Source organism: Clostridium facile (genome assembly GCF_014297275.1).
GTDB lineage: Bacteria > Bacillota > Clostridia > Oscillospirales > Ruminococcaceae > Massilioclostridium > Massilioclostridium facile.
Genome location: NZ_JACOQK010000001.1, coordinates 1,991,463 through 2,013,186 on the forward strand (window position 1 = coordinate 1,991,463; position 21,724 = coordinate 2,013,186).

Here is a 21,724-nt window from a genome sequence, read left to right on the forward strand (position 1 = left end):
TCCCTTTTATAACATCGACAGAATTTGTTCCGCTTTTTGCGCCTGTACCATAGCCTTACCATGGTCTACAACATATTGTAAATTCCTTTTTGCTTCTGAATTATCACTTAATTTTACTTCCAACATGCCTAGTTCATAATGGAACTTTACTTTTTGAAATGGATAAGAAGCATCCCTTAAAATACGTTCTAAATTTCTTTTTTCTGTGTCAGTATCTCCCTCTAAATGCGCCAGATGAGTATTCATCAATAATAATGCTGTTGGCGCCAATTGTTGAGATACCCTTTTATTTTTTCGTTTCTGTTCTAACTCTCTAATTTTCCGTTTTAGCTCCTCAATTCCTTCCGCATTTCCTTGATGAAAGTATAGGTTGGAATATAAGTTATAATAAAAAATTTTAGAGGCGCTAGAAAGTTTCTTTTCCTGGATTTTTTTCAGTTCTTCTTCCACCTCGGTAAACCGTTCCATGACAACAAGGCATTGGATTCTATCCAAATCCAATTCCCTTTTTAAATATTGACCAAAAATATGGGGACGAACCGCTTGGAAAACTGCCATCTGTTTTTCAGGGTCGCAATATTCATATAAAATAGTTTTTAACTGGAACCGCAATTGGTTGCGGTGATATGCTTTATAATATATCGCTCCAATCGCCAACAGCAAATAGATAAGAATTAAACTACTGGAAAAATGAAGGGTAAAAATATAACCAAGTATTACTGCCAATACAACAAATACCACCAAAATGGTTACCAAATTGGATTTTTTACAATACTCCTTTGCAATAGAAGCTGCATCCTGATTTAGGTTTAAGTCTTTCATATGTAATAAACTCCTATATTTTCTAAAAATCATTTTGGATTTTACTAGCCAAAATAGAATGGCTACCAATTAGTAAAAAAGCAGGCGGAACGCCTGCCTTTTTCTTAAAAGCTATCTTTCATAATCTGACGGGCCTTGTTTACCAGCTGTTTATCGTTATCATAGGTAAGTAGCTGGTGGACGCGGTCCAATTCCACCCACTTAATTTGGGAAATTTCTTCTTCTTGTGGAGTGTAATCGTAGGTTTTTGCTTTTGCAATAAAATAAATAACATCCTTTTTAATATCGCGCTTTGGATAATAAGAAACAATTTCACGAAAGGTAGGATCAATCATTACTTCAATCCCTGTTTCCTCTCTTATTTCCCGGATAGCGGTTTCCACTTCAGTTTCTCCAGCTTCCACATGGCCTTTTGGAAAAGACCAATGTCCTCCATTGGCGTGTTTAATCAAAAGGAGCTCAATATTCCCATGGAACTTACGAAAAACGATTGCGCCACAAGATTTTTCGTAATTCATACAACTTCCTCCAATCCTATAAGATAAATCATAATTATTATAACACACCACAAGGAAAAAGTCTTAAAATTTTGAAAAAAATTTAATAATGGAGCAAATATTCTTTCTAAATATCTATCATTACACAATTATTTCTATTGTATCCATATACATAAAAATGATTCCTCCCCATGATAAATTCTTTTTTACTATAAACGGAATATTAGAGGAACAGCTTACCTAGAAAAACCAATTTTATGCGTCCTACAAATAAATGAAATAGATACTAACGGTATCGATATCGTTTTTGACGTTGCAAAAAGGCGCAGTAAATACTACGCCTTTTTGATTCTATGTTCTTTTTTCATAACCTATTAACACTCATAATCCGCACTTAACCGTTCCTGTGCAACAGAGCGGACAAAAAAAGCAACCTCTAAATGCTTTGGATTGGTCTGATATGCCTTTAAAGCGGCTTCATCCACAAAAGTCGTATCCAACAATACAGTACCGCTGCTGGATGACAGCAACTCATCCTGTACTTTAATATCAACCAAACCGTCAATCTGACCTTTTAGCCCCTCTAAACTGCGTTTTATTTTACGGGCATGGTCAATATTTTGATCCACAGTAAAAGCATCTTTTAATTTCCAAATCACGAAATGTTTCACCATATAACACAGACCTCTTTCTCATTTCATATAAACCCACAAATGGCATTTTTGTTATTACTTATTATAACAAGAAAAATTCCAAAATACAACAAAAACAGGGGGATTTCTCCTCCCTGTTACAGTTTGTTTTCAAGTTATCCAAAATTATGTACTATTTATTAACGTTTACATAAGAACAATTTTTCTGGATAAGTTCTAGCTTTTTCTGGCGCGAAAGCTGTTTGATTGCATATTCCCGTTTCATAGCAGCGGAACGGCTATTACATTTTTCCCAATAGACCAATTTTACCGGAAGGCGGGAACGGGTATACTTTGCCCCCATGCCGGCAGAATGGACAGCAACCCTTTTTTCTAGATTACAGGTCCAACCAGTATACAAGCTTCCATCTCTGCACTGTAAGATATAAACAAAATTAGCTTGTTCCATTTTGATTCTCCTAAGTAGTGGCAATCTGTTTTCCTGTGTGGTCAATTCGGTAATGGTCCGTTAATACCAAATCTTCTAATAAGACACACTGGTACTGCTTTGTTATTTCCGGAAGTATTTTTTGTAAGGCAGGCACTGTTTGTTTTGCTTTCGAATCCACATGGAATAACAAAATAGAACCGTTAGTCATTTTCGGAAGGACATTTTGAGTAATGCTCTCCACTGTTGCATCCAGTTTCCAATCCTTGCTGTCAATATTCCATTGGATTACTTGATAATCAGATAATGCCTGTATGACCGTATTATTGTATTCTCCATACGGACCACGATAATAAACGGGCTGTTTTCCCGTAAAAGCCTGTATTTTTTCAGCACATTTTACGGTATCCTGCAACAAATCTTCCGTAGATAGTTTTTGGATATGGGGATGGGTATTGGAATGGTTTTGTAACCCATTTCCAGAGTTCACAATCAATTGCGCCCCCGCTGGACACCGGTCTAGCCAATCACCTGTGACAAAAAAGGTTGCTTTTGCTCCGTATTTCTCTAATAAATCCAAAATTTCTTCTAAATCAGAGTCTTCCCAAGCCACATCAAATGTCAAAGCGACCTTTGCTTCAGATGTTTCCACTTGATATACTGGCAACAAACGGTTTTCTTTCGCATCTGAATAAAAAAAACAAAAAAAGATACCTGCTACCATTCCCAGTGCCAATGAAATGATCAGTAGCAAAGAAAAATAAAACTTCTTATTTCCGCCTAACAGAATACGCATAAACTATCACTCCCATGCCAGTTTATGCGGCTTTAGATTGTCCCCATTCCATTTATTCAAAAAACTGCTTTAGCTTTACAAACTGAGAGCTCTCCTTTAACGAATTTACAGAGTAAAGGAACAACGCAGTATGGTAAGAATCAAGGTCAATACAATCCTGATAAGATGTATTCCAGGTATTCAGGTTTACTACAGTAATCTGTTCACAATGGGGCAGATAGAACTGTACCAGTGTTCCTGCATTTTCATCTCCAAAAATCAGCATTTTCTTTCCTTCGGTGTTATTGGTGACAATATCGGTTACTGGTGCAGAACTTCCCTTTAAAAAAACATCTGTCTGGTCTGATGTATGTAAATATTCTGGATAATAAATCGAGTTTTGGGTAGAAGCGCTGCCCCCATTTATTTCGGTTACTTGTATTTGCAGTTCTTTTTTAGTATAGTGGTATAAATCAATATTATCGAAAGCGGCATCTTCATACCGCGTTTTTTCGTATAAGTCTCCTCGGAACGAGTCGGAGGCATGTTCAATACTATAATCCGATAAATCTGTCGTCACTAAACCAAGGGATTTTGCAATGTAACTATACAAAGTATAAGCCCCTAAACTGGTCAAACTATCCTGAGTATTATAATAGATCTGTTCTGTTTTTGCTGCGGTTAACGGGGTAATAGAATCCAAACAGGTAATCGAGGGATCCATTTTTGCATACATACTATTGATAAAAGTCACTTCATTTTCTCTGGGAATATAGGATGGTATCTGCTCTTTATATAATTCTGCTGCGGAGGGTAAAAGGGTAATGTAGGACTGCCCGTTAAACTGATTGGAAAAATCATTGATATAATCTTTCATCGAATTTACGGCCTGGTTAGAAGGCAATTGTGGATCTTCTAATAAACGGTTTCCCGACAAATAGACCCCATTAATCTTTTTTTGCCCAATTAAAATCATCGCTTTTGTTTTTAATCCCAACAGCCAATCTTTCCCTGGAATTGTTTGCTTTAAATACTCTTCCACCTGGTCATCATAATTCCCTTTTACAACTTTTGTCGCAGAAGGCAAAGGAAACTCAGCTGATTGGCTATTTTTTAAATTCCTCATGAAAAAACCAACTGTGGGAAACAAAATTAAAATGGTAAAGAGCCCCACGATTAATTTGTGCCTCATAAAAATTCACTTCTTCCTTACAAAGTAAAACATAAAAAGGGGATGGTATTGCTATTCATTAAAAAAGCAATACTAAAAATCCATATGATAAAAATGACCATTGGCTTTAAAAGATGGTAAATTTTTGGATAGTAGAGGTATAAGCTCTCTTTGTAATGTTTTAAAAAATGGCTACTGATAAAGATACAAATTAGTAAGATAACTAGATAGGATGCAAAAAAATAGATTGTTTCGTTATTGATCCAAGGATAACGCCCCCAACCAAACATAACCCCTAAATAGGAAAGTGCAGAACTTACATTGGGGTGGGATAACATAACAAACACAAATACCGTCATGAAAAAGGTGTAAAACTGCCCTAAGAACCGGGGAATCTTTTTTAAAAAATTGCCCCAAACAAACCGTTCCCCCAATAAAATAGTAACATAAAAAACTGCCGCTATTATCACATTCCATCCAAAACCACGCCAAAAGCAATAAGCTGCGATTACAATCAAAAGATTGAATACCAACCACAGTTTTCCTTTGTGGATACCATTGAGTGGATAAAAAATATACCGTTTGAACCAGCGGATTATGGATATATTCCATCTATGCCAAAACTCTGTCACACTCCTGGAGGAAAAGGGAGCCCGAAAGTTACGTGGCAAGTAAAATCCCATCATCTTTGCCAATCCCCTTGCCATATCGGTATAGCCGGAAAAATCGAAATAGAAACGAAAAATAATTGCCAATATTCCCAACCATGCTGTTAAAATAGAGAGGGAACTATCGTCTGCCGCTAAAATCTGGCTGCACAATGGATACAGGTTATCCGCCAATAAAACCTTTTTCCCCAACCCTTTACCAAATAATAAAATCCCTTCTGAAATATTGGAAAAAGAGATTATCCTGTTCTCAAGCTGTCCAGAAAAATTTTGGTAACTAATTACCGGTCCCGCCAGCACTTTTGGGAACATAGCAAGATATACAAAATAAGAGATAAAATTTTTTTGTATGGTTGCTTTTCCCCAATAAATATCTACTAAATAAGAAATACAGGATAAAATATAAAAAGAAATTCCCAATGGAATATGGTAAACCGTAGTTACCTTTACATAGCTGCTAATATAATCCGGCATAATTTTACAGGAAATAAAAATTCCTAAATTAATCGCCAGCCCTACTACCAACCATGCAACCCTTGCCCTGTTATCCTTTTGAAATTTGGTATATAACCGGCCAATGATATAATTGGCAATTGCGATATTTACCAGTAAAATAATATAAATAGGTTCCCCGAAAGAGTAAAATAGAATACTGCCCAAGGTAATCCAGTAATTTTTCACTTTAGCTGGAAGTAGATAATAAACCAGAAAAAATACTGGCAAAAAACAGAATAGAAAGCTAAATGTGGAAAAAATCATTGGTTTTCCTCCTGTTTTAACAACTGGATTAATCTTTGATATTCCTCATATCCCACAGCATGATTTAAATATTCCAACAAATGGTTGGTGGAAAGATATTCTGGCAAACCTAGTTGTTTAAACAGCCATTTTCTTCTATTTTTGCTGTTTCCCCCACCACTTAGACCATCTTCATACAAATGGTATTTTGTCACTGGTGTCCGTTGAATAGGCTGTTCACATCCTATCCCTGCCTGTTGCAACCGTTTCCGCAAAATTTCATCCGATATTCCTTCCACTCCCAGGAATCCTGCTTTAGAGGGCTTTTCTTTCCGTTTTTCCTTCCCTAAAATTTCGGGAATAAATACATTGGTAACCCGTCCACCATGGGCAATGGATTGGATATAATTGCGGATGACCAGTCCAGCGGTATCGCTATCGGTTAATACAACTACCCCTTGCGTTTGCGCCAGTTTCCGAATCAAGGCGGATTTTTCCCGATCTTTAAATATGCGGAATCCATCTGTTTGGATTACCAAGCCATCCACTAGATGTTTTAATTTTATCTTATCGTATTTTCCTTCCACTACGATTGCTTGGTCTACATGAATCATCCCTTCACCTCTTGCCTAGCCAGAATCATTTTACCAACTGCTGTTTCCAAGATAATACGGTGGTCTACCCTGGAAGATTTCAACTTGATATCCGCTTCCATCAGGCAATCCAAACAGCGTTTTATCTGCCCCATAGAAAAGCGGGAACAATCCCGCATAGCGTTCCTCATCCGAAACTCCCTGCCTTTATAAGAATACGCCTGTAAGATCGCATCTTCATTCTGCCCTGCGCTTTGTGCTGCTCGGGCACGATAAATATCCAAAAAAGAAGTATTCATAGCAGATAAAAGCAATATCTCATCCTGTTGCTGGGATAACAGCCTATCCAAAATCTGAAATGCTTTTTGATATTGTCCTTGTAGTACCGCTTTCGCAAGGTCAAAAGAAGAGCTTTCTACACTGGGGGTCACCAATTGGAAAATATCATCCCTAGTAATTTCTCTCCCCAAAGCATAAAAGGCCAACTTATCTAGTTCATGTAATAACGAATTTAGCTCTGTCCCACAAAGGTCAATCAAATCATATGCCGCTTTTGTACTGATAGCACTCCCCAATTTTTCTGCCTGTTTGCAAAGGATTTTTACTAGATCAGAACGGGTTTTTAACACAAATTCAGTTACACAACCAATTTTCTCAACCAGTTTAGAAAAATTACGGTATGTGCTGGATTTTTTTAATATAACTTCCCGTCCAGGATACCAAAAAATCAAAATAGTGGTTTCTGGCAAATCCTGAATCATCTGTTCTAGCTGTTTCAGTTGTGATTTCCCTAATTTTTCTAAGTCCATATCTTCCACCGCGATACAACGGTGTTCTGACATCATAGGCAGTGTTTCCACTTCGTTGGACAATTGCTCCAAAGTCGCTTTTGCCCCATCTACCTTTACAAAATTAAATAGTGGTTGACCAGTAACCGCTTTTCGGAACAGAAGACTCGCTGTTTTTTCCAACAGGTAATTTTCCTGCCCATACAAAAAGTATACAGAATAAAATTGATTTTGACGAACCTGCTTCACCAGCTCTTTATCCGATATATAAGGCATCCTTTATTTCACCTGTCCCTTCTCATCACAGACCAATTCCACTAAGTTGGATTCCGTTTGATATACGGTTTCACCATTTTGCAATAACACTTGGTTATTCTCTAAAATTATATCATATTTCACAGAAAAATCCACGGGTTTCCTGGTAGTTTTCCCATTTTTTAAATAAAATGTTACGATTTCACCTTCCGGTACTGGAGGATAATTTCCCATGGCAATCGTCACCTCTCCCCATTTACAAAAAACAGACTGGTCATCCAAAATCAAACAAAAATCATCCCAATTGATTTGGATAGAAGTATCCTCTACTACATGAGTATTACTCAGGTCAGATTGCATAATATCGCCGAGCATTGTTCCTTCTTCCGGAACACATATCCAATCCACCTGTTGATTCTCCAATAAAAATGGAACTCCTGCCGCTTCTTTCTTATTGGCATCTGTTAAAACCAACAAATCTACTTTTTGGGTACCCTTGCCTTGTAAATAGGAAAGGGTATGATATCCTCCCCGATATCCTCCACAGTTCAACAACACAGTGGTACCATCTTTTTGAAGTATTACACTATACCCATAACTTCCATCCACAATAGCCATTATCATTTGATTGGAAACTGTAATTTGATAGGATACCGCTCCAGCTACTAAACAAGTAACCGAAGCGCAAGCGACCAATGCAAGGAATTTATTTTTATGAATCCCTACGGCAATAAGAACTAGCACCAAACTCAAAACACACCAGAGCTGGACAAAATCATAATGCAACGGAATAGGCGGTACATGGGAAAATAGTTTTGCCAGCTGTTCCAACCCCCAAATAGAAGCATTTTCCAAATAACAAATAGGAGCCAATAAAAAGGATACCTGTGGCAGAAGCAATCCTAAAATAGCGATAAAAAATCCAAAACACAAAATAACAGTCGCCAACGGAATTGCTAATAAATTGGAAATCGGGGAAACCCAAACGAACTGAGAAAAAGACGCAACAATTACTGGAATCGTAAATATGGTTGCGCTTACCCCAACACTAAACCCTTCCACCAAAAATCGGACCAAACTGGATTTCAGTTTTATTTTTTCAAATATCCGTTTTGATAGCGGACGTGCCAACAACACCAATCCAAATGTTGCGGAAAAGGAGAGCAAAAAACTGAGGTTTAAAATAGAAAAAGGAGATATGATTAAAATTAACCCAGCAGCTAAGCCCAGTGAATTGACCGAATCCGCTTTAGCATCCATTAACTTTCCAATTAAAATCGCCCCCATCATAATACCGGCACGGACAACTGATGGGGAGCAACCCGTTAGCAGCGCAAATAAAAAGATAAAAACAATTCCTAATAAAGAAGAAACTTTTCTAGGCACACGGATTTTGCTTAAAGTCCCTATTATCAATGCCATTAAAATCGAAAGATGCAAACCACTTACCGCTAACATGTGGGAATATCCAGCTAGTCGGAAGGATTCTGTGACAGAATAGGGTATCTTTTCTTTCTGCCCCAATAGCATACCGGATAAAACTGCTGCCTGTTCGGGTTGCAAATGTTCTTCAAATACCTGTATAATACGGTCCCTTAATTGGAATAACATCGCTTGGAAGGAAAAACGGTTATGGGATACTACTTCAAAATCCTGTACTTCATCAAAATCTGTGGACAAGAAAAAATATTTCGTTTTTGCTTGGTCATCTATTGTCAACTGGTTTGATTTTGATATCCGTACTAGTTCTCCAGTAAACTGGCATATATCCCCATATTGACAGGGCAATTGAGTAGAGGTATTACTGCGTAAATAATAGTAGCCCGCAACTTTTTTGTGATCAATTTCTTTTACACGGAATAAATATTCCATCGTTCCATTCATGTCTTCTGTACAATCATACATTACCGCTTTTACTGGAACAGTTTCTCCGTCCCACGCTACAGCTGGCTGGTACACAAATACTTGATAAAACCCCAAATATGCCACTCCAACTGCCAAAGAAAAACAAAATAGACAGAACGGACGAAATTTTCGCTTAAAGTAAAATAAAAAGCTGATGGATGCTGGCAAAACTGCCAATATCCAAATCAGCTTTCCACTAAAAAAGGATGCAACCAATAAACCAGCTGCAAAACCGCCACCTAGTTTTAACATTGGTCGTGTCATTTTTTTGTTTCCTCTTTCTCCGTTTCCAGTTGTTGCAGTTTTCTCAGTTTCTTTTTGCGGTTATAAATAACAACCACTATACCGACAATCATCAAAACAGCAATTACAACTGCTATAATCCATTGAATTGACATTCCATCGGATTGTCCTTCACTTGATGATTGATAGTTTAGGTTATTTTGCTGGATATACGGATTAATTTGATGCTGAGTTGCCACCATAGCTAAAATAGCCTGTCCTGTAGAACGAACCGTACTTTCCTCACCTATTTGAACCGAGAATCCTCCATCTGACCCTTGATACGCAAGCAAACGATCCATCAAGTTTTGATGATTCTGAGCAAACCTGGAGTCATTCACTGATATTCCCAAGGAATTCAACGCAATCATAACATAGCTCAAGTTCTCAGAATATGCTATTCCATCCTGTAAAAAATCGCCATCTTTATTTTGAGTATCCTGTAGATAGACAAGCCCTTTTCGGACAGCGTCACTCACTTCTTTTTGATCTACATAATTGGACAATGCCGTTAACACTGTAGCGGTATCCCGAATTTCAGAACCCGGCATTCCAAAAGAGCCATCTTCGTTCTGGCTTTCCAACAACCAGTTCACTAGACGTTTTCGAGAATTTCTGGCGTTCCTTGACAAGCTATAATCATTGCTATCATATGCAATTAAAGCAAACGCCATGCTATAAACCCCTTCTGTTGGCAAATCAGGGTATTGGTATAATACTTGAATGAGGTCAAGACCTTGAAAGTCTTTTGGATTTAATCCACTAAATACCAGGCTTAAAATATCCTGCTCTAAAAGGAACGCCTGATGGTATTCCCCATTGCGCTCCACAATTTTCTGTTTCATTTTGGTAGCGGTAGCAACATCCGTTGTGGTTCCACAAACTCCAGTTACAATTAAATAAGTTTCATCTTTCTCGTTTAAGCCCAGCCAAGTACTTGCTCGATTCAAGGCAGCGGTCATCTGGTCATCCCAATGAAAACCAGCTTCGTCCTGATTCTCGAACCCATCAAAACCTCCACTATTGGAAACAGGCTCCTTCTGGCTAGAAGAACGGTCTAGAATAGAAGTTGTTGTCGAATTCTGAAAAGATTGTTGGCTAGAAGAAGCTACTGTGGAAGATAACTGGGAAGAACTAGATTCTAAAGAAGAACTGGTTTGCTCGGAAGAACTGCTGGATTCTATCGTAGATTCTGGCTGGGAAGAAGCCATGGAGGAGCTGGACTCAGAAGACTCTGTTTCCGCAAAAACAGGAGTAACAAAACAAAAGAATAAGGCAAAAACAAGGCAGCATGCCAAACATCTTTTTATCATTTCATCCCCCCCTTTGATTCATCATAATACCATACCAGTACGGCGAAAATGTCAATTTATCATTCATTTTTACAATGTTTCTGTTATAAAAACGATTTTTCTCCTTATTTTTATTATACAATATTTTTTTATTTTTTCTATAGATGGGCTCAAACAAACATGATATTTAGCTATTTGCATAAATTTAAACAAAAAAAATTTACTGTTTTATCATTACAGAACAAAACAATTGCTTATAATTTAGGACAAAAATGATGTTGATATCCTCTTATACGAATAAAACAAATTAAACTTTTTGATAAGACGCATAAACAACAATTTGGATATATTTTTTAAATGGGAAACCAGTCGTAAAAAAACATCGAAAGGCCTCCCTTTCGATGTTTTGATTATTTGAAAATGCGTTTAAAAATCTGTTTCCGGAACTTCTCTTGATACAATTGTACAAGCTGCGTAATTGCTAAATCGTAAATAAAAAATGTAATAATCACAAATACAAAACCGCCCGCCAATAGCCAGGGGTTAGTCTCAATATCTTCCATTCCGAACAGATATACTACGGCTAAGTATCCCGCTACTGTTACAATACTAATTAAAAGTAGCTTACATAGGTATTCTACAATACGAGAAGGTATCTGCTCCAATACTGATTTTAAAATTGGATAATACCCTAATAAAATAATATAAAACAGCGCTGCCTCTCGATCCGGTGAAATAAAAATGGAAAGGATGGATACGCCGATATAAACAACCAACGCATATTTGCGCCCCAGTTCCATTACAATGAGTACCAATAATACCCCCGCAATTCCGGGCAAGGCAAACATGGCAAATGGAAAAATCCCCGTAAAAAACATCAATACTATGCTTAAAGCAGTTACCATACCACCTAAAGCAACTTTTTGGCTTAGTTTCATTACTCAATTCCCTCTCTTTTTCACAGATAGATTAACAGCAGGAAATCAAGTCGCCGCCCATACATTCACAACAACAGTCTGCACAGATTAAGCCACTACATAAATCACATCCACTGCATCCCCCCACATTATTTTGTGGGGTACGGTATTGACCATTTTGTGCGGAACCAAAATTTCCTTGGCGCTGCCAAGCCATACGGTTTAATGCTGCACGGTATTCCGCATTATTGGGATCCATTCGGTTCGCAGTAGAAAAATAGTTGGTAGCGTCGTCAATCCATCCTCTGGAAAAAAACACTGTGCCTTTCAGAAAATACCATTCAGCAGTTCGACTCTCCGGCCCCATGCCATCTAACAGTTCTTCTGCCTCTACCATACGATTGTTTTGGATCATATTACGGATATCCGTAAATCCAGCTGAGGAATTGGTATTATAGTTTGTATAGCCCCCAGGCTGTGCCTGTTCATAAGAATATGAAGAGTTATTGCCACCAGTTTCTGGGTTGTCAATTGTTATGGTTGGATTACTATTATTCTTTGCCTGCGTTTTACGACGCTCATTCATAATAGAATCAAACGCATCCGTAGCTTCCTGTAATTTCTCTGATGCAAATTTTTTCATGTTAGAGTCATCATAATTATCTGGATGGTATTTCCGTTGCATCACATTATAGGCTTGTTTTACTTGTTCATCTGTAGCGTTTTGACTAATTCCAAGAATCTGATATGGATCTGTCATTTTGTTTCTCCCTTTTTTGTAAAATTATCGTTCGAGTATCTTTTAACCCTAAATAAATAATATTATCTAAAATCGGCTTAAACCGCTTTATATCGAGCAATTCATAAGCAGCTGCTAATTGAGCAATTGTTAAATTGGTTACCTCCACGGCATACTGAATAATTTCCTTTTTTTGCTCTTCTGTTGGCTGCTTTGTGTGAAATTTTAAAAGATAAGGATTGTAATTACCTGTTTTGATATCATCTTCCAAATCATCCAAGGCGTCTATTAGATAAATATATTTTCCCAGCATATAGCCAACTTTTTGCAAGATGTATTTTTGTTTTTCATCTGTCCCCAACATTGCCGCAATCTTTCCAAGTGCAGTTGCGGTTGGGTCACTCGCCCTATCAATACTGGTAACCATTTCCTGTTCCGCTTTCCATTGTTGCTCCATCATCGCTGCTACGGCCTCTTCCATCTCGGGTTGGCATTTTTTTGCTTTCCGATGAGTAAAGCTGACAACTGGTAAAGCTAAAGCATATTTTATTTTTCCCCAAAAACCACTGTCACGAATATTATCCTTTACTTTATAGTAGGCCATAATCATGGCGGTATGGGCAGCAAATGACAAATCATCACAAGCGCACATACAATTCTTTTTCGTAAGTGGATGCGCAATACAAACCTGCCGTTTTAAACCATGGCACTGATCTTTTAAGGAAAGGGAAACCAATGCTAAAAAGGTCATGTCATAACTGAGCATCATTCTGGCAATGGGTCCATACAATCGCCCCATCTGCTTACAAAGCCCACAATAAATCCCTTTATACCATTCAAATTCAGCAATTTTCAATTCAGGTTTATAAGGCTTTACATAACCAAACAAATACATTCCCCAATTTCATTTCAGATTTCTTCTCTATATTCTACTCTAAAAAGGGCGTAAAGTGGTGAAAAAAGTGTAAAGATATCTTATCGGTTTATAAAAACAGGAAATTTTTTCATCAAAATGTGGATAGTGCTCAAATAAAGCCGATTGTTAAGCTGGAAACAATTTATTTTGAAAAGACAAAAACTCCTAACTGGATTCCATCTATAAAACTCTACGATAAACCATAAGACAAAACAAAATCATTTCTTTTTATTTACCATCTGGACTTTAAATCCGCAAATAACTGTTCCCAGTTCCATGTTCCGGAATAATAATTCTGTATGGCTTGGTCAAATTTTTCTCCACACCATCCTATCGGAGCAGATCCTGCCCCACTGGGGATTATCTGTTTTAACCGGCATTTACTGTAAATCATCGAATCTACCTGGCAGGAAGCAGTATTGGTATAGGGAGAGAGTACACCGCTTTCTCGCAATAAATCCTGACCTTCGTCCGAAAAATACATCCAATTCAAAAAATCCAACAAACAATCCTTCTTGGCTCCTTCTGCTGGTTGATAAATGGCGAGGTAATCACACCCAATTACTAATTTATCCTGATCATCAATCAAGAAAGGAGCCATGCAAAATAAATCTGGTTGCCCTACGTCGGATTTTTTCATTTTTTGCATGATGTCGCTTCCACCTAGATAAATAGCTGCGTTCTGGTTGGATAACATGGCAACGCTATCCATTCCGACATCGTTTTTTCCTACAAGTTCGGTAAACCATTGAAAGGATTCTGGCAAATGGAATTCGTGATTTGTTTCATCCAGCTGGGTGTAAGTAGCAAACAGGTCCTCAAAGTCCCCATCCCCACAAACAGGGCTAGACAAAGAGGTTTCCTCTTTTCTAGATTTTAATTCCCGCACAATGTCCTGCAATCCTTTTAATGTTCCGATAGAATCGTGATTGATCTGCATATTGTCCAATAATTTCTGATTATATAAAATACCATATCCAACCAAATCCAATGGCAAAGCAAAGTAATTTTCCCCTATTGTAACCTGATTCATCAAACTGGATTCTACAGGGGATATCCATTCCTGATTGGACAAATTTTCAACGTCATCCTGCCAAAAAGATAAATCTGTTTTTCCACTGACCGAAAAAGCAGTTGGAATATTCCCCTCTTGGATACGGGACAATAACTCAGTATTATATTCAGCATTATCTGGCAGCCGGTCAATTTGTATCTGAACATTAGAATGAAGATTCTGATAAGCTTCTGCTGCGGTTTGCAGAAATTCCCCTTCTTCCCCTTTCAATACAATCTGAACTGTTACATCATTGGCAGGCAGATCAGCCTGTTTGCTTGGTAAAGAATAAGGCTGAACAGTACATCCTGTTAACAAACAACAGCTTACAATACAACTCATCCATTTTACAATCCGTTTCATGATTTCACATCCTTACATTTTTTACCTATATTGTAGAACAACAGGGAACAAAAAAATGTAGTAATCACCAGATACCTTTTGAAACCCTATTTTTCAACGAAATCAGATACCACTTTGCCTTTCTTTTAGGTTGTTCACTTTATTCAGTAAATATCCCAATTAAGGATGCAATTTATTTTTAAATGGAATTGTGAATCATGCTTTATTTCTTCTGTATTACTTTTATGTGTTACAAGTACTTTTTAAATATAAAATTTCTCTATGAAAAGGATACAAAGCATTATTTGCAAAAGCTTATCACTGGTAAATGTAAACCAATGTGGTCTTAATTACTAAATATCTATTTTAGTCACTCTATTCAAATATGCTACTTTTTTAAATAAAAAACAAATCTCAATCGTTCTAATTTTAATTTTTGCAAAAAAACAGCGGAGAGAATTTTCTCTCCGCTGTTAAAGAACAAGTTCTAATTATTTGTGGTCTACACCATACATGTGTTGGATGAGCATCAACACTTTGTTGGAATAACCCCATTCGTTGTCGTACCAAGCAACCAGTTTAACGAAGTTGTCGGTCAAAGCAATACCAGCTTTTGCATCGAAGATAGAAGTTCTTGGGTCAGACAGGAAGTCAGAAGAAACAACCATATCTTCAGTGTAGCCCAGGATGCCTTTCATTGTAGTTTCAGAAGCTTCTTTTACTGCTGCACAGATTTCTTCATAGGTAGCAGGTGTAGCCAGACGGCAAGTTAAGTCAACAACAGAAACATCCAAAGTAGGAACACGCATGGACATACCTGTTAATTTGCCGTTTAATTCTGGGATAACTTTACCTACTGCTTTAGCAGCACCGGTAGAAGATGGGATGATGTTGCCAGCAGCAGCACGTCCACCTCTCCAGTCTTTTTTGGAAGGACCATCAACAGTTTTTTGGGTAGCTGTTGTGGAGTGAACAGTAGTCATCAAGCCTTCTACCATACCAAATTTATCGTTGATAACTTTGGTTAAAGGAGCCAGACAGTTTGTTGTACAAGAAGCGTTGGAAACAACGTTCATATCGCTTGTGTATTTGTCGTTGTTTACACCCATTACGAACATTGGAGCATCTTTAGATGGTGCGGAGATAACAACTTTTTTAGCGCCGCCTTTGAAGTGAGCAGAAGCTTTTTCTGTTGTTGTAAATACACCAGTAGATTCAACAACGTATTCAGCGCCACATTCGCCCCAAGGAATTTCTTCTGGGTTCATGCAAGCGTATACGTTTACAGCTTGACCGTTTACAACCAGTTTGCCGTCTTTTGCTTCAACTGTACCGTTGAATTGACCGTGCATTGTGTCGTATTTGGTCATGTAAACCATGTAATCCAAATCGATAAATGGATCGTTTACACCAACAATTTCAAATACATCTGGTTGAGCCATAGCAGCACGGAAAACCAGTCTTCCGATACGGCCAAAACCATTAATACCAACTTTAATAGCCATATTAAATAACCTCCAAATAAGTTTATATACTTATCATATACCAAAATTCAAAAATATACAAGAGTTTGACAACATTTTAACAGAATTTTTTTGGAAAATTTTTTTATCAGAATAACGTCAGAAATATGAACAATCACGAATTTTTCTTTTTTAACAAAAAAATAGTGGTAAAAACCAGCCTTATTGCAATTACCACTACAAAATAAGCCATAAAATAATTTTTTCTATTCTATTGATTTTATGCCAGTAGTTCTGTAAAAACAACGCAAAATGATTTATCATTTTTTAGGCCCACAATCATTTTGAACCATCTGGCGGAATCTACCAACACTTTTTCATACATGCCGCTTGAAAAATGGAACATATTATTTTCAGCAATTATTTTTTGTTATAGTTGCAATACTGTTCTACAAACATGACAGTTTCTTACTATAACAATTGTTCACAGTGCTATTTTTACTTTTTGTTCATCCTTCCCTTTACTTTTGATTTTACTCTCGCTATAATTAAAAGTGACTTGTTTCGACAAAATACGACAAAGGAGAGTTACACAATTATGGTAACTTCTGAAGAATTAGATATTTTAAAAGAACACTATTCTTCTTTTCAAAATCCAGTATTTTATTGTTCCAATCAATTAGAAATTTTATGGTCCAACCCCGCTGCCGGAAAAATAGAGCAAAAATATACGAAAGATATTTCTGTTATCTGGGAAGAATTCTTTTTTTCCCTCCAACAGTCAGACCCTACCACTACTCTATCGTTCCATTTTATTTGTGGGGATACTTGTGCTTGGCTTAGATATATCCCGGTTGGAAATGGTGGTTTTTTGGAGTGGCTTTTAGAAGAAACCGATTCGAACAGTTTATCCAGATTTCACGAATTTTCCATGCAATCTTCTGATTTATTTAGCGTTGAAACCAGAATATACCTGACAAATATTTTTAATGTACTGCCATTTCTCTATAAAGAAATGGAACAGCAGGAACAATATGAATCCTTAGATTATTTGAAACAGATCTCACAAAATGCTTACCATCTGTTAAAAATGGTAAATAACAGTTTGGCATACCGTAAACTTAGTCCTAATTCCCTCCGCTTAACTGCAGTGGATATTACAAAAGAGTTAGAGCAACTTTTTATTTTGGTACAGGCAAACCTGCTTCGTTCCAACAAAACGTTTGAATATCATCTTCCAGATTCTCCTATTTTGATGCAAACGGATGTAGAAAAACTCCACATTGCTCTATTAAACTTAATTTCCAATGGATATTTATATGGGGGGTCTGATAATTTGGTATCCATTTCGGTTTGTACCCAAAAAGAAGATTTGATTATTCGGGTAACCGACCATGGAGAAGGAATTTCCACAGAACAGTTTGAACGGGTATTCACTCCTTATTATTCCTATAACCCTAATACTGGAACTCATAGTGGAATTGGCCTTGGACTGCCCTACACCAAAAAATTAGCGGAATGTTTAGGAGGAAGCTGTTTATTAACTAGCCAGCCTCATCAAGGCACACAGGTTGTCCTACGCCTTCCCATAAAAAACAGTGTAAAAGATACCGTACAATTTCAATCTAATCGGTTTGAATATAGCACTGGCAGATTCTCTCCCGTTTCTATTTACCTTTCAGATATCTGTGAAATCCCTATCTTTTAATTCAAATAAATTTAGTGATTGATACAAAATACTTTTTTTCAGCAAGATAATTGGAAAATCGGTTGACCCAGCCATAAAAAAATAGTACAATTAATTTGATTATTATTTTGTTTCTGTCCCAAAAGTCCATATTTTTAAGCTTTTGATGGTTTATGAAAAAACAACAAGCGCCAGTACGGTAAAAAAGCGGTTTGTTTTATCACACACCCAAACCACCCTTTTTGGGACAGCAACTATAAAAGATATGGAGGTTTATCGACTTATGGCTGTAAAATATGTTTTTGTAACAGGTGGCGTTGTTTCCGGGCTTGGAAAAGGCATTACAGCGGCATCTTTAGGGCGTTTGCTAAAAAATAGAGGGTATAAAGTAACCATCCAAAAATTTGACCCCTACATTAACGTGGATCCTGGTACAATGAGCCCTTACCAGCATGGTGAAGTATTTGTTACAGACGATGGCGCTGAAACTGATTTGGATTTAGGCCATTATGAGCGTTTTATTGATGAAAATTTATCTGTTGATTCCAATATTACTACAGGTAAAGTATACTGGAATGTATTGAACAAAGAGCGTCGTGGAGACTATTTGGGCCGTACTGTACAAGTAATCCCCCATATTACAAATGAAATCAAAAATAAAGTATATGCCGTAGGCAAAAACAGCAATTGTGATGTAGTTATCACAGAAATTGGCGGTACTGTTGGGGATATTGAAAGCACCCCATTTTTGGAGGCAATCCGTCAGGTTGTCACCGAAGTAGGGCGAGAAAACGTAATCTATATTCATGTTACATTAGTTCCAACTGTTCCAGGTTCTACTGAATTAAAATCCAAACCAACCCAGCACTCTGTTAAAGAATTGCTGAGTTTAGGTATCCAGCCTAATGTAATTGTATGCCGCAGCGATTACCCTCTGCCAGATGATATGGTAAACAAAATTGCTTTGTTCTGTAATATCCGTCCACAGGATGTTATACAGAACCTAACTGCTGGTACTTTGTATGAAGTTCCTATGATGTTGGAAAAAAACGGTTTGGTGAAATCTGTATGTCATCATTTACATTTGGAGGAACGAGAGCCAGACCACATACAATGGCTGCAAATGATCGACCAGGTGAAAAGTGCAAACAAAGAAGTTACCATTGGTCTGGTAGGAAAATATGTAGAGTTGCCTGACGCATATATCTCAGTAGCTGAAAGCTTATATCATGGTGGTTTGCCACACTCTACAAAAGTAAAAATTGAATATATCCAATCTGAAGATATCACAGAAGATAATTGTGCCGATTTACTGAAGAACTGTGATGGCATCTTGGTTCCTGGCGGTTTTGGAGACCGTGGTATTGAGGGAAAAATCACAGCAATCCGCTATTGCCGTGAAAACAACCTTCCTTTCTTCGGAATTTGTTTGGGCATGCAGATGGCTGTTATTGAATTCGCACGCCATGTAGCAGGACTGGAAAACGCAAATTCCGCAGAATTTTTAGAAGATGCAGAAGATCCAGTAATTGATATTATGGATGACCAAAAAGATATCACCAAAAAAGGTGGTACGATGCGTTTGGGATTGTATCCATGTAAACTTCGTCCAGATACCAAGTGCCGTAATCTATATGGAGAAGAAGTGATTTACGAACGTCACCGTCATCGCTATGAATTCAACAACGCTTATCGCGCAAAATTGGAGGAAGCTGGTTTGACCTTAGCAGGTGTTTCTCCAAACGAAAAATTGGTAGAAATTGTAGAGGTAAAAGAACATCCTTGGTTTGTTGGGGTACAATTCCATCCAGAATTTAAATCTCGTCCAAACCGTCCTCATCCTTTGTTTGTGGATTTTGTTGGAGCCGCTTTACAACACAAAGAAAATCAATAATTTGAATTGGGAAGGCAGTTAAATTTGCCTTCCTTTTTATATAATTTTATCAAAATGGCATCATTGCCTTATTGGTAAAAAAGGTTTTTATATCGTATATAATTAGGAAACAAAGGTTCCCATAGTGCATATAATAAAAACATATTTGCATAACCAAATGGAAAACAAAATAACTTTATAAAACACAAATTATTCAATGATTTGTGTTTCTCCTATAATATGACAAAATACATAAAAATTAAACTGAAAATTTTTGCGATTTATTTATTGACAAAATGCGTCCTATATATTAACATAATAATATATTAATTAATAAATTGAATGGGGGTTTCATTTATGGAACAAAAAAATGGTAAAGCGGTAGCTTCATTAGTGTTGGGTATTATTTCCCTGGTACTGATGTTTATTCCATACGGTGGTTGGGTTGGTCTTATTTTAGGTATTGTAGGTATCATCTTAGGTATCTCTGCTAAAAAAGAGGCTCCATCCGGTATGGCTACAGCAGGTTTGGTTCTGTCCATTATCGCTGTAGCTCTGTGTGCAATTAGTTTAATTGCTTGTGTTGCTTGTGTTGGCTGTATCGGTACAGCTGGTATGTTATCTTACTAATAATTAGAAAAGCACACAACGGGCAAACCATTACGTTTGCCCGTTTTTTTCATATGATTCGAAAATGAATTCCCCTCTGATTGTAAGACAAAATGGAAATACAACTTATTCCATTTAGCTATTATAAAAGCACCAGAAAACAAAACTTTTACTATAAAATATCAAATGATATGAATTCCAATGATATTCATTATCAAATAAAATACTTTATTTTTATTGTATCTCCCATATCGATTTATTTCTTAAATTCTATCCCGCTTTTGCAATACGAAAGGAGCTTATTATGTTACCAACCATTACAATTGGAGATTTTACGATTGCGATGTATGGGCTGCTTATTTTAATTGGATTCGCCCTTGGATGTCTCGTATCTGTATTCCGTTCTTCAAAATGCGGTGTACCAAAAGAAGATGTTTTTTATTCTATATTATTTGGTGCTATTGGCGTCGTAATAGGTGGAAAAATCTTATATATCCTCACGATTCTAAAGCCACTCATTGAACATTTCTCTGAGTTAATCCAGTCTCCAGAGAACATATTGGGACTTTTAGGAGGGGGATTTGTCTTTTATGGTGGATTATTTGGTGGAATCATCGGTGTATATTTATACTCCAAAATATACCGTATTCCATTTTATCCTCTCATTCAAGTGATGATTCCAGCAATTCCATTAATTCATGCGTTTGGTAGACTAGGATGTTTCTGCGCTGGCTGTTGTTATGGTATTCCATTTGATCCACCAATTGGCATGATGTTTCAAGCATCCCCTGTAGCACCTCATGATATTACCCTATTTCCAGTACAATTGTTGGAAGCTGGTTTGAATTTAATTTTATTTTTTGTGCTGTATTATGGAATCAGCAGAGTCGAAAATAAGATTTCTCTACTTGGTTTTTATCTCATCTGTTATGGTGTAATCCGATTTATTACGGAATTTTTCCGTTATGACGCGGAACGGGGTTCCTGGCTCATCTTCTCCACCTCCCAGTGGATTAGCCTGCTTGTGGTTCCATGTGGTATTGTATTAATAATCAGACAATATAAACGGTATAAAGCCAGACAAAATATTAATTAATCTCGATCACTTTTAACCTCTCATCTATGTCATTTTATAGTAAATCACAAACAGTAAAAGCTAGAAATATTACTCCATAAAGGAATGCTGGATCTCAATCCAGCCACTTATACTCGGTTTTGTAATAACTATTTATGCTTTCCTGAATACCAAAAACAAAAA

The 21,724-nt window shown here is 37.0% G+C and carries 20 protein-coding genes; 4 read left to right on the forward strand and 16 right to left on the reverse strand.

The features are described 5' to 3' along the window. Positions 1-6: 6 nt before the first annotated feature. The 16 genes from H8Z77_RS08355 to gap all read right to left on the reverse strand — a co-directional run bounded on the left by H8Z77_RS08355 (position 7) and on the right by gap (position 16,339). Positions 7-822 (reverse strand): hypothetical protein, encoded by an 816-nt coding sequence (locus H8Z77_RS08355; protein ID WP_186996723.1) that lies wholly within the window; start codon positions 820-822, stop codon positions 7-9. Between the two features lie 104 nt (positions 823-926). After that, a complete protein-coding gene (locus tag H8Z77_RS08360) occupies positions 927-1,340 on the reverse strand; it encodes a bis(5'-nucleosyl)-tetraphosphatase (RefSeq protein WP_069987476.1) in 414 nt (137 codons plus the stop codon). 353 nt (positions 1,341-1,693) lie between these two features. Then, positions 1,694-1,993: a Dabb family protein gene (locus H8Z77_RS08365; RefSeq protein ID WP_186996724.1), complete on the reverse strand. Its 300-nt coding sequence runs from the start codon at positions 1,991-1,993 to the stop codon at positions 1,694-1,696. A gap of 151 nt (positions 1,994-2,144) precedes the next feature. Beyond that, positions 2,145-2,420: a GIY-YIG nuclease family protein gene (locus tag H8Z77_RS08370; RefSeq protein WP_069987478.1), complete on the reverse strand. Its 276-nt coding sequence runs from the start codon at positions 2,418-2,420 to the stop codon at positions 2,145-2,147. 10 nt (positions 2,421-2,430) lie between these two features. Further along, entirely contained in the window at positions 2,431-3,195 is a 765-nt protein-coding gene (locus H8Z77_RS08375) for a polysaccharide deacetylase family protein (protein WP_069987479.1), read from the reverse strand. A 52-nt stretch (positions 3,196-3,247) separates the two neighbouring features. Then, positions 3,248-4,300 (reverse strand): DHHW family protein, encoded by a 1,053-nt coding sequence (locus tag H8Z77_RS08380; RefSeq protein WP_186996725.1) that lies wholly within the window; start codon positions 4,298-4,300, stop codon positions 3,248-3,250. Positions 4,301-4,383: 83 nt separating this feature from the next. Beyond that, positions 4,384-5,772 (reverse strand): MBOAT family O-acyltransferase, encoded by a 1,389-nt coding sequence (locus H8Z77_RS08385; protein WP_186996726.1) that lies wholly within the window; start codon positions 5,770-5,772, stop codon positions 4,384-4,386. Then, positions 5,769-6,365 carry a ribonuclease M5 gene (locus H8Z77_RS08390; protein WP_069987482.1) on the reverse strand — a complete coding sequence of 199 codons (597 nt, stop codon included), beginning with the start codon at positions 6,363-6,365 and terminating at the stop codon, positions 5,769-5,771. The genes H8Z77_RS08385 and H8Z77_RS08390 overlap by 4 nt, the downstream gene beginning before the upstream one ends. After that, positions 6,362-7,408 (reverse strand): DNA polymerase III subunit delta, encoded by a 1,047-nt coding sequence (holA, locus tag H8Z77_RS08395; RefSeq protein WP_186996727.1) that lies wholly within the window; start codon positions 7,406-7,408, stop codon positions 6,362-6,364. Before holA ends, H8Z77_RS08390 begins: the two co-directional genes overlap by 4 nt. 3 nt (positions 7,409-7,411) lie before the next feature. Further along, positions 7,412-9,556 (reverse strand): ComEC/Rec2 family competence protein, encoded by a 2,145-nt coding sequence (locus H8Z77_RS08400; RefSeq protein ID WP_186996728.1) that lies wholly within the window; start codon positions 9,554-9,556, stop codon positions 7,412-7,414. Continuing rightward, positions 9,553-10,887, reverse strand: coding sequence for a prenyltransferase/squalene oxidase repeat-containing protein (locus H8Z77_RS08405; protein WP_186996729.1), 1,335 nt, complete (start codon positions 10,885-10,887; stop codon positions 9,553-9,555). The genes H8Z77_RS08400 and H8Z77_RS08405 overlap by 4 nt, the downstream gene beginning before the upstream one ends. A 389-nt stretch (positions 10,888-11,276) precedes the next feature. Beyond that, the gene (locus H8Z77_RS08410; RefSeq protein ID WP_069987486.1) at positions 11,277-11,804 is read right to left on the reverse strand and encodes a hypothetical protein; all 528 of its coding nucleotides are present in this window, start codon (positions 11,802-11,804) and stop codon (positions 11,277-11,279) included. 31 nt (positions 11,805-11,835) lie between these two features. Then, positions 11,836-12,543 (reverse strand): J domain-containing protein, encoded by a 708-nt coding sequence (locus tag H8Z77_RS08415; RefSeq protein WP_186996730.1) that lies wholly within the window; start codon positions 12,541-12,543, stop codon positions 11,836-11,838. Further along, complete coding sequence (locus H8Z77_RS08420; RefSeq protein ID WP_186996731.1) at positions 12,512-13,411, reverse strand: DUF5685 family protein; 900 nt, start codon at positions 13,409-13,411, stop codon at positions 12,512-12,514. The genes H8Z77_RS08415 and H8Z77_RS08420 overlap by 32 nt, the downstream gene beginning before the upstream one ends. Positions 13,412-13,670: 259 nt before the next feature. Next, entirely contained in the window at positions 13,671-14,855 is a 1,185-nt protein-coding gene (locus H8Z77_RS08425) for an ABC transporter substrate-binding protein (RefSeq protein ID WP_186996732.1), read from the reverse strand. 470 nt (positions 14,856-15,325) lie between these two features. Then, a complete protein-coding gene (gene gap / locus H8Z77_RS08430; protein ID WP_069987490.1) occupies positions 15,326-16,339 on the reverse strand; it encodes a type I glyceraldehyde-3-phosphate dehydrogenase in 1,014 nt (337 codons plus the stop codon). Positions 16,340-16,895: 556 nt separating this feature from the next. Between gap and H8Z77_RS08435 the strand changes: the two genes are divergently transcribed. From H8Z77_RS08435 to H8Z77_RS08450, 4 genes are all read left to right on the forward strand, one after another. Further along, complete coding sequence (locus tag H8Z77_RS08435) at positions 16,896-18,005, forward strand: sensor histidine kinase (protein WP_069987491.1); 1,110 nt, start codon at positions 16,896-16,898, stop codon at positions 18,003-18,005. Positions 18,006-18,267: 262 nt separating this feature from the next. Further along, entirely contained in the window at positions 18,268-19,878 is a 1,611-nt protein-coding gene (gene pyrG, locus H8Z77_RS08440) for a CTP synthase (RefSeq protein WP_186996733.1), read from the forward strand. Between the two features lie 336 nt (positions 19,879-20,214). Continuing rightward, positions 20,215-20,487 (forward strand): hypothetical protein, encoded by a 273-nt coding sequence (locus H8Z77_RS08445; RefSeq protein ID WP_069987493.1) that lies wholly within the window; start codon positions 20,215-20,217, stop codon positions 20,485-20,487. A 283-nt stretch (positions 20,488-20,770) separates the two neighbouring features. Then, complete coding sequence (locus H8Z77_RS08450) at positions 20,771-21,562, forward strand: prolipoprotein diacylglyceryl transferase (protein ID WP_186996734.1); 792 nt, start codon at positions 20,771-20,773, stop codon at positions 21,560-21,562. The last annotated feature ends 162 nt before the right edge of the window (positions 21,563-21,724 follow it).

Bases quoted from the DNA above. Each gene is read 5' to 3' on its own strand.
- H8Z77_RS08355 (WP_186996723.1), bottom strand. From the start codon at position 822: ATGAAAGACTTAAACCTAAATCAGGATGCAGCTTCTATTGCAAAGGAG.
- H8Z77_RS08360 (WP_069987476.1), bottom strand. From the start codon at position 1,340: ATGAATTACGAAAAATCTTGTGGCGCAATCGTTTTTCGTAAGTTCCAT.
- H8Z77_RS08365 (WP_186996724.1), bottom strand. From the start codon at position 1,993: ATGGTGAAACATTTCGTGATTTGGAAATTAAAAGATGCTTTTACTGTG.
- H8Z77_RS08370 (WP_069987478.1), bottom strand. From the start codon at position 2,420: ATGGAACAAGCTAATTTTGTTTATATCTTACAGTGCAGAGATGGAAGC.
- H8Z77_RS08375 (WP_069987479.1), bottom strand. From the start codon at position 3,195: ATGCGTATTCTGTTAGGCGGAAATAAGAAGTTTTATTTTTCTTTGCTA.
- H8Z77_RS08380 (WP_186996725.1), bottom strand. From the start codon at position 4,300: ATGAGGAATTTAAAAAATAGCCAATCAGCTGAGTTTCCTTTGCCTTCT.
- H8Z77_RS08385 (WP_186996726.1), bottom strand. From the start codon at position 5,772: ATGATTTTTTCCACATTTAGCTTTCTATTCTGTTTTTTGCCAGTATTT.
- H8Z77_RS08390 (WP_069987482.1), bottom strand. From the start codon at position 6,365: ATGATTCATGTAGACCAAGCAATCGTAGTGGAAGGAAAATACGATAAG.
- holA (WP_186996727.1), bottom strand. From the start codon at position 7,408: ATGCCTTATATATCGGATAAAGAGCTGGTGAAGCAGGTTCGTCAAAAT.
- H8Z77_RS08400 (WP_186996728.1), bottom strand. From the start codon at position 9,556: ATGACACGACCAATGTTAAAACTAGGTGGCGGTTTTGCAGCTGGTTTA.
- H8Z77_RS08405 (WP_186996729.1), bottom strand. From the start codon at position 10,887: ATGATAAAAAGATGTTTGGCATGCTGCCTTGTTTTTGCCTTATTCTTT.
- H8Z77_RS08410 (WP_069987486.1), bottom strand. From the start codon at position 11,804: ATGAAACTAAGCCAAAAAGTTGCTTTAGGTGGTATGGTAACTGCTTTA.
- H8Z77_RS08415 (WP_186996730.1), bottom strand. From the start codon at position 12,543: ATGACAGATCCATATCAGATTCTTGGAATTAGTCAAAACGCTACAGAT.
- H8Z77_RS08425 (WP_186996732.1), bottom strand. From the start codon at position 14,855: ATGAAACGGATTGTAAAATGGATGAGTTGTATTGTAAGCTGTTGTTTG.
- gap (WP_069987490.1), bottom strand. From the start codon at position 16,339: ATGGCTATTAAAGTTGGTATTAATGGTTTTGGCCGTATCGGAAGACTG.
- H8Z77_RS08435 (WP_069987491.1), top strand. From the start codon at position 16,896: ATGGTAACTTCTGAAGAATTAGATATTTTAAAAGAACACTATTCTTCT.
- pyrG (WP_186996733.1), top strand. From the start codon at position 18,268: ATGGCTGTAAAATATGTTTTTGTAACAGGTGGCGTTGTTTCCGGGCTT.
- H8Z77_RS08445 (WP_069987493.1), top strand. From the start codon at position 20,215: ATGGAACAAAAAAATGGTAAAGCGGTAGCTTCATTAGTGTTGGGTATT.
- H8Z77_RS08450 (WP_186996734.1), top strand. From the start codon at position 20,771: ATGTTACCAACCATTACAATTGGAGATTTTACGATTGCGATGTATGGG.